This window comes from Shinella fusca (assembly GCF_014203155.1).
Taxonomy (GTDB): Bacteria; Pseudomonadota; Alphaproteobacteria; order Rhizobiales; family Rhizobiaceae; genus Shinella; species Shinella fusca.
In genome coordinates, this window is the sequence record NZ_JACHIK010000005.1 from 194955 (window position 1) to 217779 (window position 22825).

General features: G+C 56.8%; 14 protein-coding genes. 7 read left to right on the top strand and 7 right to left on the bottom strand.

Annotated elements, in window-relative coordinates; genetic code table 11:
* The first annotated feature begins 144 nt into the window (after window positions 1-144).
* On the top strand, window positions 145-1164 hold the full coding sequence (locus HNQ66_RS10035) for an ABC transporter substrate-binding protein (RefSeq protein ID WP_184143685.1): 1020 nt from the start codon (window positions 145-147) through the stop codon (window positions 1162-1164).
* A gap of 62 nt (window positions 1165-1226) precedes the next feature.
* Here HNQ66_RS10035 and HNQ66_RS10040 read toward each other — a convergent pair whose 3' ends face one another.
* The gene (locus HNQ66_RS10040; RefSeq protein WP_184143687.1) at window positions 1227-2588 is read right to left on the bottom strand and encodes a hypothetical protein; all 1362 of its coding nucleotides are present in this window, start codon (window positions 2586-2588) and stop codon (window positions 1227-1229) included.
* Between the two features lie 86 nt (window positions 2589-2674).
* On the opposite strand from HNQ66_RS10040, the gene HNQ66_RS10045 reads away from it, so the two are divergent.
* Complete coding sequence (locus tag HNQ66_RS10045) at window positions 2675-5305, top strand: hypothetical protein (RefSeq protein WP_184143689.1); 2631 nt, start codon at window positions 2675-2677, stop codon at window positions 5303-5305.
* Window positions 5306-5360: 55 nt separating this feature from the next.
* Here HNQ66_RS10045 and HNQ66_RS10050 read toward each other — a convergent pair whose 3' ends face one another.
* The gene (locus tag HNQ66_RS10050; protein WP_184143691.1) at window positions 5361-5930 is read right to left on the bottom strand and encodes a tyrosine-type recombinase/integrase; all 570 of its coding nucleotides are present in this window, start codon (window positions 5928-5930) and stop codon (window positions 5361-5363) included.
* Window positions 5931-6111: 181 nt separating this feature from the next.
* Window positions 6112-6939, bottom strand: a complete 828-nt coding sequence (locus HNQ66_RS10055; protein WP_380778625.1) for an ABC transporter permease — start codon at window positions 6937-6939, stop codon at window positions 6112-6114.
* 339 nt (window positions 6940-7278) lie between these two features.
* Between HNQ66_RS10055 and HNQ66_RS10060 the strand changes: the two genes are divergently transcribed.
* On the top strand, window positions 7279-8349 hold the full coding sequence (locus tag HNQ66_RS10060) for a hypothetical protein (protein WP_184143695.1): 1071 nt from the start codon (window positions 7279-7281) through the stop codon (window positions 8347-8349).
* Entirely contained in the window at window positions 8346-8963 is a 618-nt protein-coding gene (locus HNQ66_RS10065; RefSeq protein WP_184143697.1) for a RelA/SpoT domain-containing protein, read from the top strand. Before HNQ66_RS10060 ends, HNQ66_RS10065 begins: the two co-directional genes overlap by 4 nt.
* Window positions 8964-9006: 43 nt before the next feature.
* On the opposite strand, the gene HNQ66_RS10070 is transcribed toward HNQ66_RS10065, so the two are convergent.
* On the bottom strand, window positions 9007-9432 hold the full coding sequence (locus HNQ66_RS10070) for a very short patch repair endonuclease (protein ID WP_184143699.1): 426 nt from the start codon (window positions 9430-9432) through the stop codon (window positions 9007-9009).
* A gap of 137 nt (window positions 9433-9569) precedes the next feature.
* On the opposite strand from HNQ66_RS10070, the gene HNQ66_RS10075 reads away from it, so the two are divergent.
* Entirely contained in the window at window positions 9570-11645 is a 2076-nt protein-coding gene (locus HNQ66_RS10075; protein ID WP_184143701.1) for a DNA cytosine methyltransferase, read from the top strand.
* Here HNQ66_RS10075 and HNQ66_RS10080 read toward each other — a convergent pair.
* The 3 genes from HNQ66_RS10080 to leuA all read right to left on the bottom strand — a co-directional run bounded on the left by HNQ66_RS10080 (window position 11621) and on the right by leuA (window position 16581).
* On the bottom strand, window positions 11621-12907 hold the full coding sequence (locus HNQ66_RS10080) for a 5-methylcytosine restriction system specificity protein McrC (RefSeq protein ID WP_184143703.1): 1287 nt from the start codon (window positions 12905-12907) through the stop codon (window positions 11621-11623). The genes HNQ66_RS10075 and HNQ66_RS10080 overlap by 25 nt on opposite strands.
* Window positions 12908-12910: 3 nt before the next feature.
* Window positions 12911-14266, bottom strand: a complete 1356-nt coding sequence (locus HNQ66_RS10085) for an McrB family protein (RefSeq protein WP_184143705.1) — start codon at window positions 14264-14266, stop codon at window positions 12911-12913.
* A 644-nt stretch (window positions 14267-14910) separates the two neighbouring features.
* Complete coding sequence (gene leuA, locus HNQ66_RS10090; protein WP_184143858.1) at window positions 14911-16581, bottom strand: 2-isopropylmalate synthase; 1671 nt, start codon at window positions 16579-16581, stop codon at window positions 14911-14913.
* 309 nt (window positions 16582-16890) lie between these two features.
* On the opposite strand from leuA, the gene HNQ66_RS10095 reads away from it, so the two are divergent.
* Together HNQ66_RS10095 and HNQ66_RS10100 are read left to right on the top strand one after the other, a co-directional pair.
* Window positions 16891-17634, top strand: coding sequence for an AraC family transcriptional regulator (locus tag HNQ66_RS10095; RefSeq protein WP_184143707.1), 744 nt, complete (start codon window positions 16891-16893; stop codon window positions 17632-17634).
* A gap of 225 nt (window positions 17635-17859) precedes the next feature.
* Window positions 17860-22825: DUF5801 repeats-in-toxin domain-containing protein (locus tag HNQ66_RS10100; protein WP_184143709.1), on the top strand; the 4966-nt coding region annotated here is incomplete at its 3' end.

Sequence of the window (22825 nt, forward strand, 5' to 3'; positions counted from 1 at the left end):
TAAAAAGCTCTCTCCTCGAAGGCCCCGGCTTCCTCGATCCGAGACCCGGAAATTCGTCGGCATCGGTCTTTAACGTTTGGCCAAGGGCTACCCAATACAATCACCGCGTTTAACTACCGCATCTTTCCGTATCAGGAATTTCCCATGAACGCGCATATCTCATCCGGCAAGGCAGCGATTGTTGCCGCGCTGGCAATCTCCACAGTCTCCATCGCCTCGCCCGCCTATTCCCTTGATAAAGTCCGTTTCGGCACCGATTGGCTCGCTGAGGCCGATCACGGCGGTTTCTATCAGGCCGTCGCTGACGGCACCTACGCCAAATACGGCCTCGATGTTGAAATCCAACAGGGTGGTCCCGGCGCACAGAACCGCGCCCTTCTCCTAACCGGCAAGCTCGACTTCTATCTGGGCACCCAGCAGGAACAGCTTGTCGGCATCGAGCAAGGCATTCCCTTGGTTGATGTCGCGGCGTTTTATCAAAAGAACGCACAGGTCATTTTGGCCCACCCGGGCAGCGGCGTTGAGAAATTCGAAGACCTGGCCAAGCTCGAAACGATTTTCATGACGCAGGGTGGCTTTGGCGCTTATTTCGAGTGGATGAAGGCCAATTTCGGTGGCTTCCGTGATGAGCAGTACAGGCCCTACACTTTCAGCCCTGCGCCGTTTCTCGCAGATAGGAACTCCGCTCAACAGGGCCTGATTACCGCTGAACCATACGAGATCCAGAAGCAGACCGGCACGGAACCCGAGATTTTCCTACTCGCCGATAGCGGCTACAAGCCCTATGCGACCATGATCACCGTGCAGCAAAACCTCATCGACACCAACCCCGATCTCGTGCAACGGTTTGTCGATGCCTCAATTGAGGGCTGGTACAACTACCTGTACGGGGACAATGCAGCCGCCAATGCGCTGATTAAAGCGACCAACCCCGAGATGACGGATGGCCAGATCGAATACGCCATCGACAAGATGAAGCACTACGGGATCGTGGATAGCGGCGATGCGCTCGACAAGGGAATCGGCTGCATGACTGCCGATCGCTACAAGCAGCTCGCCGAAGAACTGGTGAAGGTGAAGCTGCTCAAGGCCGACACCGATTATACTAAGGCATTCGATGCACGCTTTTCCTGCAAGGGCGTCGGACTGAATTTGAAGAAATAGATTGCCTGTGAATCAGCGTCGGGACCGATGGCCCGACGCCATTTAAGCACCAGCAGCGGCGATCAAGCCGCTGCCATCGTATCGAGAAACGATTGCCATTGCGTCGTCTTCGATTGCGGGTCAGCCCAAATATCCTCGATAGCGAAGCGAAGCCCTTTCAGGATGACGGGAATATCGTTCTCGTATTCCTCGGGATTATCGAAAATCCTGTTCACCTGCTTGAACACACGCAGATAGGCTTCGGCGTTGTGGTTCATGAGGATCATAATGCTATCATTGTCGAGATCGGACGAACCGTTCGACCCGACGCAGATTTCATTGACCTTCACACGTGCGCCGACCGTCGTTGACGCAGGGATCGCGTAGAGGGTCTGTTCGTCTTGCATGGCTTTACTGCCCCGCTTTGCCCTCGGGCGACGTTGTGCAATTTCCCATGCAAGCTCATTAAGAGTGCGGGTATCCAAGGGGCTTCCTTCTTTCGGCATGGACACCGTCGAGAACGTCCATCCGGTCTTATCCAGCCGGTGGGTCATCAGCGCCTGAAACTTCGCAGCGGAAATAAACGGGCCTGCCGTGTCGAACGTGATCTGGAGATCGGGATTGATTTCGGTCACGCAGCGTTGCAGCGCGTTGAACAGGTAGGCGATAGAGGGCGTGGAAATGCCCAATATGTGTATCCACTTCGCTGTCTGCAGCAGGCCATCGTTGCGCATGTCGTGAAGGCGGTTGAGCAGCAACGAAAAGGAGTTCTGGTGAGCACCTGCAAATGCCCAGCCTTCGAGGCCATAACCCTTCACGGCCTCATACCATGCTTTGCTTTCCGCCTCGTTGCGCCCTTGAAGGACGTTGAGCAGTTCCGTTGCCCCAGACTTTCTGTTTTGCACGAAATAATCGAGGTTGAGCAAAGACTGTTTCAAGCAGGCATTGAAATCCAGTGACAGGCCGTTTGCCGCGCACATCGCATCGAGATTGTGACCTTCGGCTATTAGCCGTTCGGCATGCATGGCGACATTGCCGGGCGTGATGCCGCCGGTTGGGAAGTCCAGCGACATCGAATAGTCGGAATGTGTTTCCAGCCAGCGCAACATGCGCTCGCATGTCGGATCGCCAGTGAACTTGATCCTGTTGCCCTGTATCTGGAAACCGCCGCTGTCACCGATTACCGTGGTCGCATTCCGGTCGCGCAGCTTGACAATGTTGTCTTCGAGTGCCGAGTTCGCCGTCTTTGCAGCCTGACCCGCGCTGTACAGCGCATAGGGGTAGTGAAACAGACCGCTTTTCGGATCGAGAAAGTTCAGGTCGGTTTCCAGAAACGCAAAGCGCCGTTTGAGGTGCTGCGAATATCCGAGCTTCGCGAATTCCTGACTTATTGCGGGGGTGTAGATGGCATATTTTGAGGGCTTGTTAAACATGTCGTCCGTCAAAGATTTTTCGCATTGGGATCGTCTGCAAATTTTAAGGATTGCTCGGTCTGATTGCGCCACGTTGAATAAAATGCGTGAGGCATCCAGTGGGAATAGCGGTTAAAAAACAAACAATTCGCGACCAAAATTATTACGAAGCACAGTTCGCCACGATCAAAAGTGCAGCCAGCGCATTCGAGCAGCACGAGAGCAAGACAGAAAACCTGCTGCATGTCGCGTTGGACAAGATTTTCGAATTCGGCGAAAGCATCCGCCAAGACCCGCAGGCATTCGAAAGCTTCCTGAACGATCACGGAAAAGCCTCCAACAAGGTGACGAAGGCCAATCCTTATAATGCCCTTGTCGATCTGGCCTTCTCCGACAAGCGGAGCAAATCGTGGCGCAGTCAGATGAGCAATGTTCTCGCCCTCGCGGCGGAAACAATCGGCGATCAGCAATTTGTCGATTGGCTCGGCAGCAACGGCGGGGTGTCGGGCTGTTACATTCTCGCCGTCCAGCACTTTGCGCGACCGGCGACAGCCAAGGCCGAAAAGCTCCGCTCTATTCGGTTGAGTACGATATCGGAAGAATTGAAGCGTAAGCCGATTGTAAAAACCGCTTTGCCGGGTGTCAGCCTGCCGGATGGTTTTCATCGGTCGATGCTGTTTTCGCAGGGTGGCCAAACTTTCCTTGTCGATATCAGGGAAGGCGATAGCGACGCGACACTCGAAAAGTACCTGCTGGAAGCGATAGGCGACAGGGCCGTCACAACTCATCCGCTTGCTGACAAGCCGCTGTTTTCTGTGTATCGCGCCATCGATCTGATTTCCGGCACCTGCAAACCGTCATCGGCAGGTCAGTCGCAATGCATTGCCATCTGGAACGAGGATGCCGAAGACGGCCCTGTTACAAAACTCCGCTTTCTTTCCGAAGCTTACAGCTTCACCCATGCCACGGTCACGCTGGCCCATGCGCTTCCCGAATTGAACGGCAAGGGACAATTCATTCTCGATCTGGCTGATGCCGATATCTTCCGGCAGCAGTTTCAGCAGGATACCGAATGGGCGATCAGCGAAGACAATGGCGCACTGGTTTTGGCTGACAATGCCAAATCCCCCACCCGACTGACATTGTCCCCGGTATCTGACTACGCAGATAGAAAGCTTCGGCAGGGTCGCAAACTCGGATTGCGCACACGGCATTTCACGATGTCGCTGGACGCGATGCAGCGCGATAGCAAGAATCTCGATATCGCGATGACCCTGTTTCAGAAGGCGAACGCGCAAAGGACGACGCCGATTTCGCGCCCCAAGCGATTCCAATGGGTGTTTAACGGCAAGCATATCGAACTCGGCTTCGAACAGACGTCCGGCATGATGAACACCAACTATCCGTCGGTTGCATTCAAGGACACGACGAGCACGTTGCCCCAAAACGAGCTTTTGCTCGCCGATGCGCAGGCTGTCTGGAATTCGTTCCTCGCCTATGGTGAAGATATTGGCGGGTACATCGCGCATGGCGAAGTCGAAGATGCTGCATTCTGCATCGAGCATACCTTCGTCAATGGCGATACCGTCGATTACAGATCGCCGTTGATCATCGGCAGGAAGATGGACCCGACGCAGATTTGCGAACCGTTCGCTCCGGCAACCATACCAACGCCGCCTGCACCGCAAACGCCGACTCAGGGGTCGATGGGTTCCAATAGAACAGGAAAATCCGGCGGCTCTTCGCGTTCGGGCACCGCGAAAACGGCATCGGTCCCTGCAAGCACTGCTACAGCCGTTCCCAATTCTCGCCCCCGAAACTATAAGTTGATCGAAAAGAACAGGCGGCAAAAAACAACGTTTCCGGCCGCGCCGTCCTCCAGCAGACGCGCATTCGGTGCCTTCATCACGAGCTTCTTGCCTAACGACGTCGAACATCGAGCCGACAGGAAGTTCGATTTTGAATGGCAACTCGAATGGTGGCGCCGCATGACGGATATTCCGGTTCATGTCGTGGCGTCCAATTGGACCGACGAGGAAGTTGCCGCCAGCAAGGAGCTTGGTCTGCTTGCCAGACATGGCGGCGGCATTACGCGCGTCGGTGCTCGCATCCTGATCGAAAACCGCATCGATTGCCTCAAACACCTATATGCCAGCGATTTCGATTGGGGCATCATCATGGATGACGATGCAGTGCTGATGCAGGCCGAAACCCATAACAGCAGCTACCGTCTGTTTGCGGAAATGGCAGCGAACGGGAAAGATGTCTACGATGGCGTTGATGTTTTTGCCCCGATCTATGGGAGGAAGGTTCCTTTCAGCAAGGAGCTTAATGCCCCCGGAAATCCGTACGCGAACAATCACGTCTTCAAGAAGAGCACGGACTTGAAAGGCAGCATGATTGTTGTACGCAACTTTGAAAAAGAGGGGCGGAAACCGCTGCTCCCTGATCCGAGCTTCCGCACACATGGCGAAGACACCTATGTCGTGCTGCAAGCCGTCTCACTCGGCTACTCAACCATGACCTCGTGGAATATGGTTCTGGAAGAGCTTTCAGGCGAAAGCACGTTCGCAAACGGTGACGATGACCGGACGGAAAAGATGCGCGAGGGACATGAACAGCTCGTCGCGAAATTCGGTCAGTTTGGTTTGCGCATGAAGGCCGGTTCCCATTCCCTCGACAAAAGGGACTTCGAGACCGCCTGCTGGCGCGACAAGCCGAAACGGATCGAGGTCGCCAAGCCCCTATAGTGTTCCTCAGAAAAGTTCGTTGAGCGAACTTTTGCCATGCCGGATTGGGCGGCGGTCAAAGCAAATCGACTGCCGCCTTCATCATTTCGTCGCGGACATCAATGTAGCGCTGCGTCGTGGTCAGGTTCCGATGACCCGCCAGCGTCATGATGACCTTCGGGCTGACACCGGAATGCGCAAGTCGTGTGATAAACCAGCGGCGACCGCTGTGCGAGGTGGCGCCATCGAGGCCGGCGCTCTTATATAATTGCCCCATCAACTGGCAGAGCGTGTTTGCGGAAAACGCCGTGCGCTTCTGCGTCAACAGTAGTGGTGCATCGACATCCCGATTTTCGCGCCAGTCAGCTCGATGACGCTCGATCTCCCGGCGCAGCTTCTCATTCAAAAACACCACGCGGGCATGACCGCCCTTGGTGATCTCGGCCCGTAGCCGCAACTGCTCGCGCACCTTGCCCTCGCCGTCAATCACGTCGCGCACGGTCAGCGCGGCAATCTCACCTACGCGCAACCCTGCGAGGTGCGACAACATCAACGCAAGCCTGTTTCGCCCCGCATGCTTCATCTGTGTCACCACCGCAAGCAGCCGTTTAAATTCGGCATCCGTCAAAACGCGCGCTTGCTTCATCAGAACCTCACAAAAAGCAGCATTTCCATGCCGCTCGTTATGTTGCCGATGAACAGGAAGGGCGAGCGTTGATCGCAGGTGGGAAATTTCTCTGCGGGATCAAGGCGTCAGCGCCATCCAGAGCACCAAACGTCAGAAAATGTGCGTTTTATGACGTTTGGCTTCGGAGGCTCCCCAGCGGTTATTTCTGCTCGCTCTCGTGCCAACGGCGAAGGGTAAGCCTGGACAGCGTGGACATGAGGCGGAAGATTACCGCCCCGAGAATGGCAAGCAGGACGAGGCACGCAAAGAGACGCGGCATGTTCAGCCGATATTGCGCTTCCAGCAATCGAAAGGCCAATCCAGCGTTGTTCCCGGCCTGCCCTGCCGCGAACTCCCCGACAACAGCCGCCACCAACGCAAGCCCGCCGCCGATTTTCAGCCCCGCGAAGAAATTGGGTAACGCCGACGGCAGTTTTAGGTAAACGAGGGCCTGCCAACGGGATGCGCTATACGTCTTCAGCAGATCAGCATGATTTCGGTCGGCACTCTTCAAGCCCTGCAGCGTATTCAGCATGATCGGGAAGAACGTCACAAGAAACGCACATATCAACTGGGCAATCCAAGGTGTCGGCGCGTAGATCAGGATCAGCGGCGCAATCGCGACGATCGGCGTTACCTGCAATGTTACCATGACCGGCGACAGCAGCGTCTCGACCCATCGAGATTGTGCCAATGCCACCGCTGCGCATCCTCCTCCTACCACAGCGAGGAGCAGCGCCGTAAAAGTCGTTTGGGCGGTCACCCAAAGCGCCGGCCCCAATATGGGCCAATCGTTTACAAGCGCCATGGCGACTGTACCCGGCCCCGGCAAAATGTAAGGTGGGACTTCCGATAACTCCACGTAGACAGCCCAACACGCAATCACTACGCAAGCACCGACTATCGGAGCGGTGACGCGGAGTATCCATTCCCTCGCTGATATTTTCGACGGACTTAACTTGGCATATCTGGCGGTCACGTTGTTCACCTCGAATGCAGCAATCAGCCGCACGCATAGCGAGGCGAGATGTTGCGGACCTTGCGAAATGAGCGAAGAGCCCGAATGTCACAAATTGCGTGTTTTGTTAGATTCACTTCTTCTGGTCAGCCTAACCGATCGGCTAGGCGGCATTAGCTGATTTTGGCGGCACCAGAGTCAGTCACAGATCATCTACGACAGCAGTTAGTCCGCGTGTGATCCAATCTAATTGCTGCAGACAACCGGCGCACGCCGCCGATAAAGGCATCGGGAATCCGGACACAGCCTCTAACGCAAGCCTCCCGCGAGCTTAGGTTGACAGATCTCTACTGCAGTTGTGCTGACTGATTGCATTTCCACCAGATCTGTTTCAAAAAAGCAATCATTGTGGTGCTGGGAGGCATTTTGGCGATCGAGTTCATTCATACCTATCTCGTCCACCCGAATAAGAATGTGGAAGAGCCAGCCGCAGTGATCGGCAGCTTGGTGCCCCATGAAGGAGAGATGTTCGAGTTGCTAGCGTCGGTCTACGAAAAAGCCGACCAGGAATGCAATATCGGTATCGCCTTCAATAAAAGTGCCCAGGGAGACCAGGTCAATGTGTGCCGCGAATTACTGGTCTCCTATGCAGCGGCACCCGAAATCGAACCAGGTCGGTTAGTTGCCCAGCGGTTATCCGAGCTGACTACCAAAAGGTCAGGTCTTGGACTGCTTTTCCTAATCAAAGGCACCGAAGGAGATAGGCACAAGCTAGTTATTTCCCGGTTCCGCGCAAACAACGGAGTGTTGGTGACTGAGGGCGCGGACATGCTGACCGTCGAGTTCATCAACAGGGTGTTCATGAAAAACGCCTCCTCCTACAAGGCCGTGGTTTACCAACATCAATCCTTGGCAGGCGGCTTTTGGCAGGGCATGGCCGTTGATAAGCAAATCAATAGTCAGGATCTCGACTCTTCCGATTACTGGGTAAAGGAGTTCCTGCTATCGGACTTTGTCACTAGCCCCGCTTTGGGCACGAGACGATTGGCTGTCGCCCTCAAAAACGCGATCAGTAAATCCGACGATCTTGCTGTAAAAAGCCAAATCACCGCCGCTGCCACGCTGGCTGCCGGTCTCGCTGGGCAGACGCTGAATGTAGCCGATTTCTGCAATCGCTATAACTTTTCTCCCGAGTCACGGGCCGCCGTACTAAAAGCACTTGGCCACGCAAATCTTGCTAGCGACAACTTTACGTTCGATGGGGACGAATTCAAAAAGCAGCTTCCATACCGCACAGTGGAGTTGAATACGGGAGCCATGCTGACCGCGCCGGCAGAAAAATTCGACGAGCTCTTTAACCAGGAAGACGCGGCCGCGGAGGGCATTAGGTTCAGCACAATTGGCACTATCACCGGCCAAAAGCTGGAGAAAACGAAGTGACCGTTGAAAACCAGTATCGCTCCCGCTTTGACACCGTATTGCAGCCTATCGCCAGTTCCCTAGAAGCGTTACTTAAAGATCTCCTTGAAGGACACGCGCGCATTGACCGGATATCGACCAGGCCCAAGTCCGTCGACCGTTTCATGGCAAAAGCGAATTCAAAGATTGGCGGAAATCCGAAGTACGTCGATCCTTTACACCAAATCCAAGATCAGATCGGGGCTCGCATAATCACCTTCTACAAGGAGGATGTCAGTCGCCTCTCCGCGATCGTACAAAAGTACTTCCACTCTATCGAGTCCAAGGATTTGCTACCCGAGAAGGTCTGGGAGTTTGGATACTTCGGAAACCACCATATTTTGATGCTTCCGCAGGACGTCATAGATACATCGTTTGATCGAGGCCTGGTCCCAGATTTTTTCGAACTGCAGATCAAAACGCTTTTTCAGCACGCATGGTCAGAAGCAAATCACGACTTGGGCTACAAACCTGCCAATCAAAGTCTCGACGATGATGAGCTGAGGCAACTAGCATTCACGTCCGCACAGGCTTGGGGCGCGGATAGGATATTCAATGAACTTTTTCAGAAACGTGGTGCAGCGCACGAAAGTTGAAATAAAGAGATAATTGTCCGTCTCCATCATTACACGGTTGGGACTAGCTTCCAAGGCGTGGGGGCCCTAGAAACCGAGTTATTTTATCGCGCGTATGCGCGTGTTTATCTATCTCGCACTCCCAGATAATCAGGACGCCCCAACCCAGTTCAGAGAGCTTTTCCAAGTTTTGTTGATCCCTCTCCACATTACGGCTCAGCTTCGCTTCCCAAAATATGGTGTTCGATTTCGGTATCCTGGCATTCCGGCATCCGTCGTGTTGATGCCAAAAACATCCGTGGACAAAAATCACCTTTCGCCGCTTGCTGAAGATGATGTCTGGCGTCCCGGGCAAGCCAGCCATATGAAGCACGTATCGATACCCCAGGGCGTGCAGGAGATGCCGAACATGAAGCTCGGGTCGCGTGTCTCGCCCTTTAATTCTCGACATGTTGGCTGAGCGCTGAGCAGGAGATATACGGTCTGCCATCGACTGCCTGCTGAGTAAACTGCCTAGATATCCGGCCAAAAGATTGCGACCTAGACCCACTGGAAGTACGATACATAGGCGCGCAATCTAGAGAATCGGCCGCGGAGACACAAGCTCGCCCCCCGAAAGAATTGATAATGCAAGAAGTCAAGATAATAGATTTATTTAGTGGCGCAGGTGGCATCACCTGCGGCTTCGAAGGTACCATCGACAAGATCAACTTCAAAACGGTGCTTGGGCTTGACATCGACCCGAGCGCTATCAGCATTTACAATGACAATTTCGGGACAAGAGCACCGAACGCCAAAGTAAATATTGGCCGCAAAGTTGACCTTAACTGGTTTGCTCATGCTTCTGAAATACGACTTTTCTACCTTGTCCACCTTGCGCTCACTGGGGCCGATGATCCACTTTTGGCGCAACTAAATGCGCTGAACGTGGATGATTTTCTGCTAAGTATACAACAATGCGACCGAGATTTTTCTGAGAGGTTCGCAACGCTAGCCGACGGGCCAAAATACAAGTCGGCCATCAACGGATCAATGCGAGGCTCTACATCCACCGCTCTAGTCAAAAATCTGATGGGGAAACTGGGACTAACGTCCTTGGTTTCGCCACGTCCGGCCTTGGGTCACCTCCCGTGGAGCGAAGAGTATCAACACGCCAGAGGCCGCCGTCCGTTATCCGCTCCGGATATTGATGCCGAAATCTCGAAAAGCATGCAAGAGCTGTGGGACACTCAAGTACAATCATTGCTCGATGCTTCTGAGAAAACTGGACGCGGGAAGCTAAAAGATAACGCCAGCAAGGTTTCAGATGTAGTCGCCTTTCTTCGTTCGCCGCAGGGAGCAGCCCTTGGACAGTTGTGGGTACAGTGGCGGGCCACTCGTGAGACGATCCGTGCGAGTTACTGCGTGGAGCATCGTGAACAGATAGATGAACTTTACACCGGAGGAAGGAGGGTCAACGTCATTCTGGGCGGCCCTCCATGTAAGGGATTTAGCAGGATCGGTCGTCCCGTCATTCAAAGCTTGCGCGATCAGGGTGTGCACGCCTGGAGCCATCGTGAGTACGGCGATGAAAGAAATGCATTGATGTGCCAATATGTTCTATTTCTTGGAGCTTTGGGACCTGATGTCTTCCTCTTTGAGAACGTGGCGAATTTTCAGTCGGCATTGAAAACGCCCAATGGTGTCTTGGACGCCCCATCGATGCTCGCAGAGCTGATCGACGCGATTTCCGATAGTGCGCACTATGCGGTGAAGCACAAAGTACTGAATGCAAGGCAATTCGGAGTTCCCCAGGATAGGCGTCGCTTCATAATGTTCGGGGTCCGACGGGAGGGCAGGACGGATGCTGAGAAGGAGGTAACGAGCTTCTTTGATCTGCCCGTCTTCAAGGACGATGTTCCATTGGCGGTAGCTTTAGATGGCCTGGCGGCAGCTCATCCGTTCGACTCCAGCGCACGACATGAGGGACGAGTTAACGTCTATCACAAAATCGATGAGCGGATGCCGAAAGCCGAACTATCTTACAGGCGGTGGGTCCACGCACCAAACCCGCTTACTGGCGAAATCCCTCTTACGACTACAGGACATATTTATCGGCTCGGGCGAGACGATGATCGCGCGTTTATAGAATATGTCGCCCCCGGAATCCGGTGGATGGACTTAAAGCCTTCGAAGTCACCTACCCTTAAGAAGGCGCGAGAAATTCTTCGAAACTTGCAGGAAAAGTCGAAAAAAATGTCGGTTTCCGACGAACTGTCGTGGCTGGAAACAATTGTCGATGACAGCATCGTTCTCCGCCTCCTGCTCGAACACAACCAGATCGCAAAAGGGCTTGATGAGCAGCATCTGCTGTTAGAAGGTTACCTTAAAAACGGCGCTACGCAGCACGGCGACTGGTTCGAGCGACTATCTGCATCAAAGCCGTGTAAGACGATAGTTGCCCACATTGGTAAGGACACCTACGGTTATTGGCATCCCTTTGAGCGCCGCTCAATCACCATCAGAGAAGCCGCACGTGTTCAGTCCTTTCCGGACTGGTTCAAGATTTCGGGTGTGGGTGTGGTGGATGCCTACACTGCAATCGGGAACGCGGTGCCACCGCTTATGGCAAGAGCTTTTGCCGAACAGTTGGTAAAATTGCACATTGCTAATGGCATGTTCCATTTGTCAAACTCGGGTCAACGGTTGGCAGCCGCCGAATGACTTTTAAGATCGCAAAACTCAGCAACAGCAGTCGCAAAAACGTCTTCTGCAACCTGCCTTCTAAGCATGTCTGTCTGCAGAAGTTGAAGTGGGTCCACCTGAAACACGCCGACACGCATAGCTTCGCCGAATGCAGTGTACTCGGTGAAATGGACCGCATCTTTATTGCGGCTGGGGGATGGGTACACAAGAAAGCACTTTGAAGCCTCAAGAGCACGAGCGTATGCTAGCAGCTGGTACACATCAGTCTCCGAGGGCAATTGGCCTTTGAGCAATTTCCACTTCACATCCCCCACCAGGACATTTCCATGACACTTGACCTTCAGGTCCGGCTTCAGCTTCAGGAAACCTGCACCGCCTAAATGTAGAAGGTGCCCCAGACTGGCCTTCTCAACACTTCCTCCCGCCGTTCTTTTCATTCCACGCGCCAAAGCTGCCCGCACAGCTTCCTCAAATAAATGCTCTAGGCGGAAGAGAACGCCTACGCCTAAACTGCTCCCTCCCTCCCAGGGGTTGGAGTTCGTGCGCTCCACGAGCAGATCGGCAAATGCAAAGAGCCATTCAAGCCCTCCAGTGCGGGTACCATTTCGAACTTTCTCAACAAGTTCCGGCGTTAGGCTTACCGCCTTCACGGCACCTAGCGAGAGCAAAAGCTGCCTAGTCTGCCATATGATCTTGGCGTCGGATGAGCGAGCACCCGCCTCTTCCACTACCGCCCTGCAAAGGCGAGCAGTAAGGTTATCAGCTTGAAGCGGAGCATGTCGCACCATCACGCCCCGCATAGTGCCAGGAGGCTGCCTTGCAAAACTGTTCAGATCGACACGGCCAGAGATGCAATCGCGCCTTTCATCAACTTCGAAGTACTCGCGCGGGAACTCCCACTCTAACAAACCAGCCATTTTTTGGAGAAAAAATGATAGGACAACATCCAGTAGATTAGTACCGGACCTTGCGACCAAGGCCTCCTTAACTCCGACCCTGCGTGCTAATGCCAAGGGAAAAGCCGCTTGCAGGAACTGCAAGCCGCTAGCAATCGCGCTGTCGTCAGAGCTGTATATTTTTGGAAGAATTTGTACTTGTACCTTGGGTGTCGAGACCAGGCCCACCAACCCTAAGCTTGTCAGCCTTTCACGCTCCAACCGCAAAGCGGCTCCCAGCTCACTTTGTCCAGCTCGCAACAATCGACGCTTGGTTCGAATGTTATCAAATCGTTCAGGGAGCTCAATGAGCCGGTGTTCCAGCACATTTATAGTCAGAGCCATCGACTAGTTCGCCGCCATACTTAGGTAAGTGCCAAATTTATCACCGTCCCATGAGGGACTGTCAGGATCCCACCAAGCCGGATAAGCGAATTCTGCAAGGTCAACTAGATCCAGTTCATCACCGGCACGAGCAAAGATCGAACTATTCGAAACCTCTTCAAGAAGGCCTCCCTTACCGCTCGCAAAATCTCGACCTAATACGAAGTCTGCCCGCTTCCAATCTCCTTTAAACAGGTCCAGCAGCAACGGGGTGATAAATGATCGAAGCATTGCTGCTACGGCCCGTAGCTCACCCTGGGTGGTTTTGGCGTACGAGTGGTCCTCTCGGATTGCCTCAAGCCTGGTTGTCTCAAAAAAAGCGTGGCCAACTTGTCGTTCGCGAGTTGCCGTCACGGCTATTGTCTTGTTTATCCCCGCCAAAATAGCCCTTAGGTCGATACCCGCGTATGGATATGCACAACGAGAAACATCTGGTCGGACCTCCTCGAATTCAAAGCGCCGACGGAGAGCGGCATCCATAGTTGATAGCGACCTGTCCGAGGTGTTCATTGTGCCTATCACACTCAACTCCTGCGGAACGCCGAACAATGTTTGGGAATACGGGAGGAGAATTCTACGTTCTTCGGCAGCACCTAATCGCTTGTCTTGCTCCAATAGGGTTATGAGCTCCCCAAACACCCTAGACAAATCGGCTCGGTTGATCTCATCTATCACCAAAACTACTTTACGAGGATCAACCTTAGGCGGCACAGCCTGAGCAACAACCTCCCAGACCGCCCTAAGGGGACCGGTCATGCCAAACAAAGTTTGCATGTCATATCCGACCTTCTCGGCAATCTCCTTTTTCCGCTCATGCTCAGAGCCTGGAATCGAAAGGTCGCCGGGCAGATATCCGAGTTCCGAAAGTTTACTGATTAGGCCCAACGATACCGGAGTTTGTAGACCCGCACCTTTTCCCTTCTTGTTCCGAAGCAGGACGTTATCCGCAGACGCGGCCACAACCTCATAATCCTGCCCAGTGCTTGATACGATTTCTTGACCGACATAGAATTGCTGCTGCAATGGGGCAGAACGAGTAACATTCTCACACGCAATCCGGAAAGGCCCGGATCTCGGTTTGTAAAGTATGCCCTTGTCAGTAGCTTCCGGACGAAAGCCCTCAACGAAATCCTCGTACGTGTAGCTGGGGTGGAACGTTACCCAGACAATGGCTCCCGACAGTACCAAAGCGCTGTGTCGATCCATTATGTCGCTGTCAGAGACCGTTGGTTCGATGACTCTCACGGCTTCGCGCGCAGCTCGCCACGTTTTGCCCGTACCCGGCGGACCGTAAAGTATCTTGAGCTTAGATGATGTCATTTATTGCGCGCCTCAGTCTGGAACCCGGCCGACTAAGACACGATTCGCAGCCTATTGAAACAATAAGTATTCCCTGGATGCAGCGCACAACCATCGCCATTGGGCATCGATGCATATTGGAATTCGCGGGATACGCACCACAACTCGGCGAACTTGACCCTAGGTTAGTCGATGCAGAACAACCAACTTAATTAAACTGCCAAAGGAGAATCGCACTGAGCTAATCAGAAATCTGAAGCGATGAACAAAATCTAGCGCAGTCCTAGCGCAGCATGAAAACCACACTATAAAAATCAAGCTGTTAGAATCTGTTTCTTCCAATTCCGATTCCAAAGGTCGCAGGTTCGAATCCTGCCGGGTGCGCCACCGAACTGATGAATACCCCATACCCGTTAACTGGCACCCCATGTCCGTGAACCAGAGGCATTGTCTGCGGCGCGGCGCGAACTTTGGCACAAATTTGCACTAGCTTTGGCACACGAAAACAAAGCGCCACTTATCTGAACGACCAAATCAAGGCGCGAAGAGCGCGAGATGCGGGCACCGGCAAATGATTGGGTGGAGCCCGTCAGGGTTTCTCCTTGGCGAAGAGAATCCGACAGGCAGATTACGGCCAGGCCCGAAAGCCTGGCCGTAAAGGCAGCTCAGCCGTTGCTGGCGGCGCTGAGTACGGCCTTGACCGAAGCCGTGGCGATATCCTCGTCGATACCAACGCCGAAAATCTTGCGGCCGTCGCGAGTGCGGCATTCGAGATAGGCGACGGCCTGGGAATCCGTGCCGCGTTTCAGGGCATGTTCGTGATAGTCGACCACGTCGAGCGCGACACCACAGCCTTCTTCCAGTGCAGAGACGGCGCTGGAGATCAGACCGTTGCCGCGACCCGTGATCGCGATCTCGCGGCCTTTGTGGCGGATGCGTCCGGAAAAGACGCGCTGGTTCCCGGCTTTTCGCGAACGTCCATCGTGATAGCCGAGCAGCTCGAACTCCTGCGGGCCGGTCAGATGGTAAGCCTCTTCGAAGATCGACCAGATCATCGCGGCCGTGATTTCCTTGCCGCTGCCGTCAGCGAACGCCTGGACACGACGGCTGAGATCGATCTGGAGCGGCCGCGGCAGTTTCAGGCCCTTGTCCCGTTCGACCACCCAGGCGATACCGCCCTTGCCGGACTGGCTGTTGACGCGAATGACCGCCTCATAGGTCTCGCCGATATCTGCCGGATCGACCGGCAGATAGGGCATCTCCCACATGCCGTCGTTGCGCTGCCCGTGGGCGGTGAACCCCTTTCGGATCGCGTCCTGATGCGAGCCGGAAAAGGCGGTGTGCACGAGTTCGCCGGCATAGGGATGGCGCGGATGCACGGGCAATCCGTTGCAATGCTCGACGGTCTTCACGACGTCACGGATCGCCGGGAAATAGAGCTTCGGATCGATCCCCTGCGTGTAGAAGTTCAAGGCCAGCGTCACGAGATCGACATTGCCGGTCCGCTCGCCATTGCCGAACAGGCAACCCTCGACGCGATCCGCACCGGCAAGCAATGCCTGCTCGGCCGCTGCCACGGCCGTTCCCCGGTCGTTGTGCGGATGAACGCTGATGACCACCGCATCGCGGCGCGAGATATTGCGGCAGAACCACTCGATCTGGTCGGCATAGACATTCGGGGTCGCCACCTCGACCGTCGCCGGCAGGTTGAGGATCGCGGGGCGTTCGGGTGTCGGCTGCCAGACGTCCAGCACCCGTTCGCAAATCTCGAGCGCGAAATCAGGCTCCGTGAAGCAGAAGGTCTCCGGCGAATATTCGAAGGTCCAGTCGGTTTCAGGCCGCTTCAGGCTTTCCTCCAGCATCGCGGTGACGCCGGTGACGGCCAGATCGACGATCTCATGCCGCTCCATTCCGAAGACGACGCGGCGGAACAGCGGAGCCGTTGCGTTGTAGAGATGGACGATCGCCTGTCGCGTCCCCTCCAGCGATTCAAAGGTGCGGGCAATCAGATCCCTGCGGGATTGGGTGAGCACCTGGATCGTCACGTCGTCAGGAATCCGGTCGTCTTCGATCAGGGCACGCACGAAGTCGAATTCGGTCTGCGACGCCGATGGGAAGGCGATCTCGATTTCCTTGAAGCCGACGGCGAGCAGCATGTCGTAGAAGCGCAGCTTGCGTTCGACATCCATCGGATCGGCAAGCGCCTGATTGCCGTCGCGCAGATCGGTGGACAGCCAGCGGGGCGCTTTCGTGAGCCGGTTGGACGGCCACTTGCGATCGTGCAACTCGATGGGAGAAACGAAAGGACGATACTTGATTTCAGGATTGGTCAACATGGTGTGATCCGTTGCGATGCGTTGCGTGAGGGATTCGGCACGGCCGACTACGGTCGCCGGGAAGCCGTCAGGCCCGACGACCGCCGGTAAGTCGCAGCGCAAGGGAAATCACCGAAGAGGGAAGCGGTTGGGCCACGCGCGCAACGACAACGCCGAATGCCGCGGAATGCGGCACGTCGATGCGGTCAATGGGGCGATTGCGGGCGGACACCTGACGAGAACTTCCTGCTGGCGAATGGCCTACCTTAGCTACCGCGAAATTGACATTCTAACGCCGAACGATCATTGATCGTCGCGAAAGGATCAGTCTTGAAGAACGGTGTGAGCATTACGGACGAAATCGCCGTCATCGCGCATGACGGACACCGCTTTTCGGGCCCGAGGCACAGTCACGAACAGGCTCAGCTTCTCTATGCGGTCAGCGGGGTCGTATCGATCAAGACGGATCAGGGCACCTGGGTCGTCCCGCCAAGCCGGGCCGTCTGGCTTCCGCCGAGGCTCGATCACGAAACGTCGAGCCATGCGGGCGTGAAATTCCGGTCGCTTCTGATCGACACCCGCGAAATGCGAGGACTTCCCGACGAATGCCTCGTCGTGGCGATCACGCCTCTCCTGCGGGAATTGATCCTGAAGCTCGCCGACCTTGCCGAGAACCCCGGAAGCCGGGACAGGACGGACGCCGTCGTCAGGTTGCTTCTGATGGAGCTTTCTTTCCAGCCAGCGCAGCCACTCAATCTGCCGACGCCGAAGCATCCCGGGCTGGCGCAGATCTGCGAGCGCTTGCGTAACGATCTGACGGAAACCCTCTCCGTTGAAGGCGCCGCCGCCTTACTCCACATGAGCCGAGCGACCTTCATGCGGCTGTTCAAGCGTGAAACCGGCGTGAGTTTCGGGCACTGGCGCCAACAAGCCCGAATGCTCGCTGCCTTGGCGATGCTGGCCGAAGGCAGGAGCGTCCTCGATGTCGCTTTTGAATGTGGCTACAATAGCCCGAGTGCCTTTTCCGCCATGTTCCGCCGATCGCTCGGGTGTTCACCCAGCGCTTACTTTTGAACCAAGCCCTCAGATCAGGCGACTACCCCGCGATGGGCAGTTGGCTGCAGGCTGGCGCGGCGAGACTTCAGTAGCGCATGGAGTTGTGAATGCGGCGGCATAAGTTAACCAATCGTAAAAAAGCCGGTCGGGCTATATAGCCCGATATATGGCACTCGATGCCGCGCTATTGATTGGCCAAAAAATCCGTGGCTTGACTAACGCTATTGTAGAAGGGGTTTGGCTATGACCACCGAGGGCTTTATCGAGAATTCGTACGTTTCCAACGTTTCGCTTGAAGATGGCGAGCGCCCGGTGGCGTTCCCTGGCGAAGCAACAGGGTTTGAGGTTCAGCACCTGGCGCAGGCCGAGACGCAGCAGAATCCTGCAGCCGTGGGACAGCAGGGCGTCCACACCGTCGCGATTGAAGACAATATCGTCAAGCTGCCCGCGGGCACCTCCATCGAACAGGTCGAGATCGACGGCGACAATCTCATTCTCGTCCAGCCGGACGGCAGCCGCATCGTCATCGAGCACGCCGCCCTGCACGTTCCCACCTTCGTCATCGACGATGTCGAGATTCCGCAGGAAGCCCTGGTCGCCGCGCTCGAGGCGAGTAACATCAACGTCGCGGCCGGCCCGGACGGCACGCTGACAGCATCGGCAGCTGGTAACTCCAGTGCCGGCGGCAACTTCTCCGAAGCCGTCCCCGGCATCGGCGACGCTGGCCCGGCGATCGACCTCCTGCCCCCGACGGCGCTGCAGTTCGGCACGCTGGAGGAAGAAATCCTGCTGCCGGCCTTTACCAACAGCGGGCCGTCCATCAGCCTTGACGGCAATGCCAGCGGCAGTGCCGGCGGCATCGCGCTCAGCGATCAAACCGTTTACGAATCCTATCTGCCGAACGGATCGGCACGGTGGTCTCCCGGCGGCATGATGTCGCTCAGCGAGGGTGGCGAGCAGAACCCGCAGGAAGGGATCGACCTCTCCCGGGCGACGGGCACCTTCACCATTTCCGACCCGGATGGCCTCAGCGACATCGCCAGCGTCACCATCAACGGCACGCCCTATTCGCTCGCTGCCCTTGAGGGGCTGGTGATCCAGGGCGCCTATGGTGAAATGAAGATCCTCAGCTTCGACGCCGCCACGGGGCAAGCGACCTACAGCTACACGCTGAAGGAGGCCTTCCACAGCACCAACGGCGACAAATCGCCGGATATCGAACAGGACAAGGACATCTTCACCCTGACCATCACGGACAGGGGCGGCCTCAGCGCCTCGGCAAGCCTGCGCATCGACATCGTGGACGACAAGCCGGAAGTCGTGCTGAGAGAGTCTGAGGTGGTTCCGTCTGCCGAGGTGGACGAGACGGTTCTCGGTAAGGTCGCGACGTTCGAGGCGCACGCGCTGTTCCCGGAAGGCAGCTTCCATTTCGGTGCCGACCTTGAGGGATCGGTTGGCTACAAGCTGGTGCTTTCGGGTGGATCGGTCGGCTCCGGCCTGTTCGCGCATGGCGAGGACGGTGCGAAGGGTGCCGAGATCATGCTGACGCAGGACGGTGACACCATCACCGGTTCGGTGAACGGCAAGACGTACTTCACCATTACCCTCGACGAGCACAACACGGTAATACTCGAACAAAAGAATGCTATCTGGCATCCGGAACGCCCGAACGATCCCAATGACAAGGTGAGCCTGGAACTGCACACCGAGGGCGCGTCGCTGCAATTGGTGGCGACCATTACCGACGGCGACGGCGACAGCGATTCTGAAGGGATCGAACTCGGCAACGGCGGGTTCTTCTCGTTCAGGGATGACGGGCCGAGCGTTGAGGTCGGCGATGTGGACGATAGCGGCATCCAACTCGTGACGAAGGACGCGGAAACGGTTAACGGCGCCGAAAGCACGGCGGAGGAAGACCTCGGCGCTACATTCGCGCAGGCGTTCCGTAGTGCGGTCAAGGAGACCTACGGCGCGGACGAAAACGGTTCCGTTACCGTGTCGGGCTACAAGCTGACGGTCGACAGCCCGGAGTCCGGTCTGACGATCCATGGCAAGGCGATCACGCTTGAGCTGGACGGCGGCGATGTCGTGGGTAAGGCGGAGGGCTACGGCAACGTCCTGCGCATTCACGTGGATGCCGGGACCGGCCACGTCACGCTGACGCAGTACCATCAGATCGATCATGCCAAGGGCAGCGACCTTACCTTCCTCGGTAACGACAAGGTGACGCTCTCCGCAACCGCGACGGTAACCGACGGCGACGGCGACACAGTGACGGCGCCGGTCTCGACCGACCTCGGCGACAATATCGGCTTTAAAGATGCCGGCCCGACAGTCAGCATCACGCCGAGCGCGAATTTCGGCGTCACACATGACGAAAGCCCGCTGCCGCAGAGCAAGGGCTTCCCCATTTACGGCGACGCCGACGATATCCTCTACACGCCGGTCTTCAACAATGTCGCCAATCCGGGCAACGACCCCGACGTGCTGGGATCTGTCCTCGGCTACGCCCGCAGCAGCGGCCCTGCATTCTCCGTGACAGCCGACTATGGCGCCGACGGCGCGGCGGCGAGCGGCGCGAAGGTGTTCTCGCTGACATTGATCCCGGCTGCCGGGGGCGACAAGGTCGATTCCGGCGTCGAGACGACGGATCATCGTGCGATCTACCTGCAGAAGGAAGGCGACCTGATCGTCGGCCGGTATGACGACGGCGCTCCGGGCGCGGACCCGGCCGCATTCGCCATTCACATCGATCCGGCCACCGGCGTCGTGTCCGTGGTCCAGTACATGTCGCTGGCGCATGGCAATGCCGCCGATTCGGACGACGAGATTTCCCTGGCCGCCGGCAAGATACAGGCCACCGTCACGATCACGGACTTCGACGGTGATACGGACAGCAAATCCGCGGATATCGGCGGCGCAATCCGCTTCCAGGACGACGGTCCCGAGATCACGCTCGTCTGGAAGGGCTACGGCGTGACCGCGGACGAAACGATCGGCAATCAGAAAGATGACGTGGACGGCCCGTTGCAGGCCTTCACCAAGGTTAACGGTGACCCCGTTGATGGTCTCAACCCCGGCAGCGACCCGGATCGCGGCGGCAAGCCACTTGCCTTCGCGACCGCACCTGGAGCCGCGATCCACTACATCGCGGATTTCGGTTCGGATGGCGCTGCCACCACGAAGGCGGTGACCTATTCGCTGGGCCTCAAGGGTGACGGGGTCTATTCCGGCCTCATGACCACGGCGGGCGAGAAAATTTTCCTCTATACGCTGCAAAACGGCGCCGACACGCTGATTGTCGGCCGCGTCGGCGGCGAAAATGGTCCGGCCGCCATCGCGCTTGCCATCGATTCGGCGAGCGGCCAGGTTTCCGTTGTCGAATACCTGTCGCTGCAGCATAACCTCAATAGCAACAACGCCAACGACATGATCTCGCTTGCGGACGGCACCGTCCGGGCGATCGTCACCGTCACGGACGGCGACGGCGACAAGGACACGGCCTCCGTCGACATCTCCGGCAACATCAGCTTCCGCGACGACGGCCCGAGCTTCACGGTGAGCGCGAACGGAGAGGACACGCTTAAGGCGATCAAGCTCAATCTCGACGAGACGGTCGAGCGGGCGCCCGACGCCTATAAACCCGGCGAAGGCGAATCGAACGATGGTGCGCCGAACGGCGTGCTGGACGACACCTCCAACAAGACGGTGACGTACACGACCGACACCACATCGACGAAGCAGATCGGCCATCTGGAAACGGCATCCAATGCCGTGGCCAACCTCTTCACGACGTCGGCGGTCGAATACGGCGCCGACGGAGCGGCGGCAAACAACCCGCTTTCCTCGAGCTACAGCTTCGTCTGGACGTCCAACCAGTCCGGGCAGCCAGCCGAGACCAAGCTCGTCGTCACCGCCTCGGGTGACCTTGCAGGAACGTCCGAGGCAGGCAGAACCGTCTGGCTGAGCATCGAGAACGGCCAGATCATTGGGAAGATCGGACACAACCCGACAGGCAAGGCCGATGACTATGTCGCCTTCCGCATCTCGCTGAACACGAGCGACCCGGCGAACCCGAAGATCGTGGTCGATCAGTTCCTGCCGATCGCCCATGGCAATACGAGCCTTTACGACGAGGCGATTTCGCTTCTCATGAAAGACAATCAGGGCATCAGCCTTCAACTGTCCGTGACGGCGACGGATGGCGACAACGACACCGTTACCCATACGTCCAAGGTGCCGTTGATCGGCAAGGACTCATCGTTCCTCTCCTTCGACGACGACGGCCCGACGGCGGTGAACGACAGCGCCACGCAGGTGGCCGGTGACGAGAACAAGCCGGTTACGGTCGACGTCAAGAGCAATGACGCTCAGGGCGCCGACGGGGTCGATTGGGATAACATCCCGTCCGGCTCGGTGACCAGCACGACACCGATGAACGGCTCCAACCCGGCGGCCGGCTCGCTGGTCTACAACGGCAACGGCACGTTCACCTACACGCCCGGTGCGGGCGAGCAGGGCACCGTCACCTTCGATTACACGATCAAGGATGGCGACGGTGACACCTCGACGGCGACGGTGACGATCACGCTGGCGCAGGATTCGACACCGCTCGTGACGGTCAACAACCCGGTCGCAGTGGTCGACGAGGACGGGCTGACCGGTGCGAACGCGGATGGTAACCCGCTGCGTCCGGGCGAAATGGCCTCGACGGGAAGCGCCTCCTACACGGGCACGATCACGGTCGGCTATGGCCACGACGTGCCGGGCACCCCGCTGAATGCGATCAAGCTGCTGACGACGGGGCTGGATGGCCAGCTCGACGCCCTTGGCGGACATGTGACCTGGGCGCTGTCGTCCAACGGCCGCACGCTGACAGGCTCGGTGGGTGGCATAACGGTCGTGACCATCGCCATCACCGCCGCGTCCGGCCCGACGACCGCCGGCGCGGTGACCTACACCTACCAGGTGACGCTGGCCGAGGAGGTCAAGCATCTCGCGGCGAATGGTGAGAACACCTTCACCCTCTCCAACGTCGCCTTCACGGTCACTGACAGCGACAACGACACCGCGCCCGGCTCCTTCAACGTCCAGATCGTCGATGACGTTCCGACGGCGGTGAACGACAGCGCCACGCAGGTGGCCGGTGACGAGAACAAGCCGGTTACGGTCGACGTCAAGAGCAATGACGCTCAGGGCGCCGACGGGG

What these genes read in the sequence shown, in the direction of transcription:
- HNQ66_RS10035 (WP_184143685.1), top strand. Translation starts at nt 145, where the DNA reads ATGAACGCGCATATCTCATCCGGCAAGGCAGCGATTGTTGCCGCGCTG.
- HNQ66_RS10050 (WP_184143691.1), bottom strand. Translation starts at nt 5,930, where the DNA reads ATGAAGCAAGCGCGCGTTTTGACGGATGCCGAATTTAAACGGCTGCTT.
- HNQ66_RS10070 (WP_184143699.1), bottom strand. Translation starts at nt 9,432, where the DNA reads ATGGCAGACCGTATATCTCCTGCTCAGCGCTCAGCCAACATGTCGAGA.
- HNQ66_RS10075 (WP_184143701.1), top strand. Translation starts at nt 9,570, where the DNA reads ATGCAAGAAGTCAAGATAATAGATTTATTTAGTGGCGCAGGTGGCATC.
- HNQ66_RS10080 (WP_184143703.1), bottom strand. Translation starts at nt 12,907, where the DNA reads ATGGCTCTGACTATAAATGTGCTGGAACACCGGCTCATTGAGCTCCCT.
- HNQ66_RS10085 (WP_184143705.1), bottom strand. Translation starts at nt 14,266, where the DNA reads ATGACATCATCTAAGCTCAAGATACTTTACGGTCCGCCGGGTACGGGC.
- leuA (WP_184143858.1), bottom strand. Translation starts at nt 16,581, where the DNA reads ATGTTGACCAATCCTGAAATCAAGTATCGTCCTTTCGTTTCTCCCATC.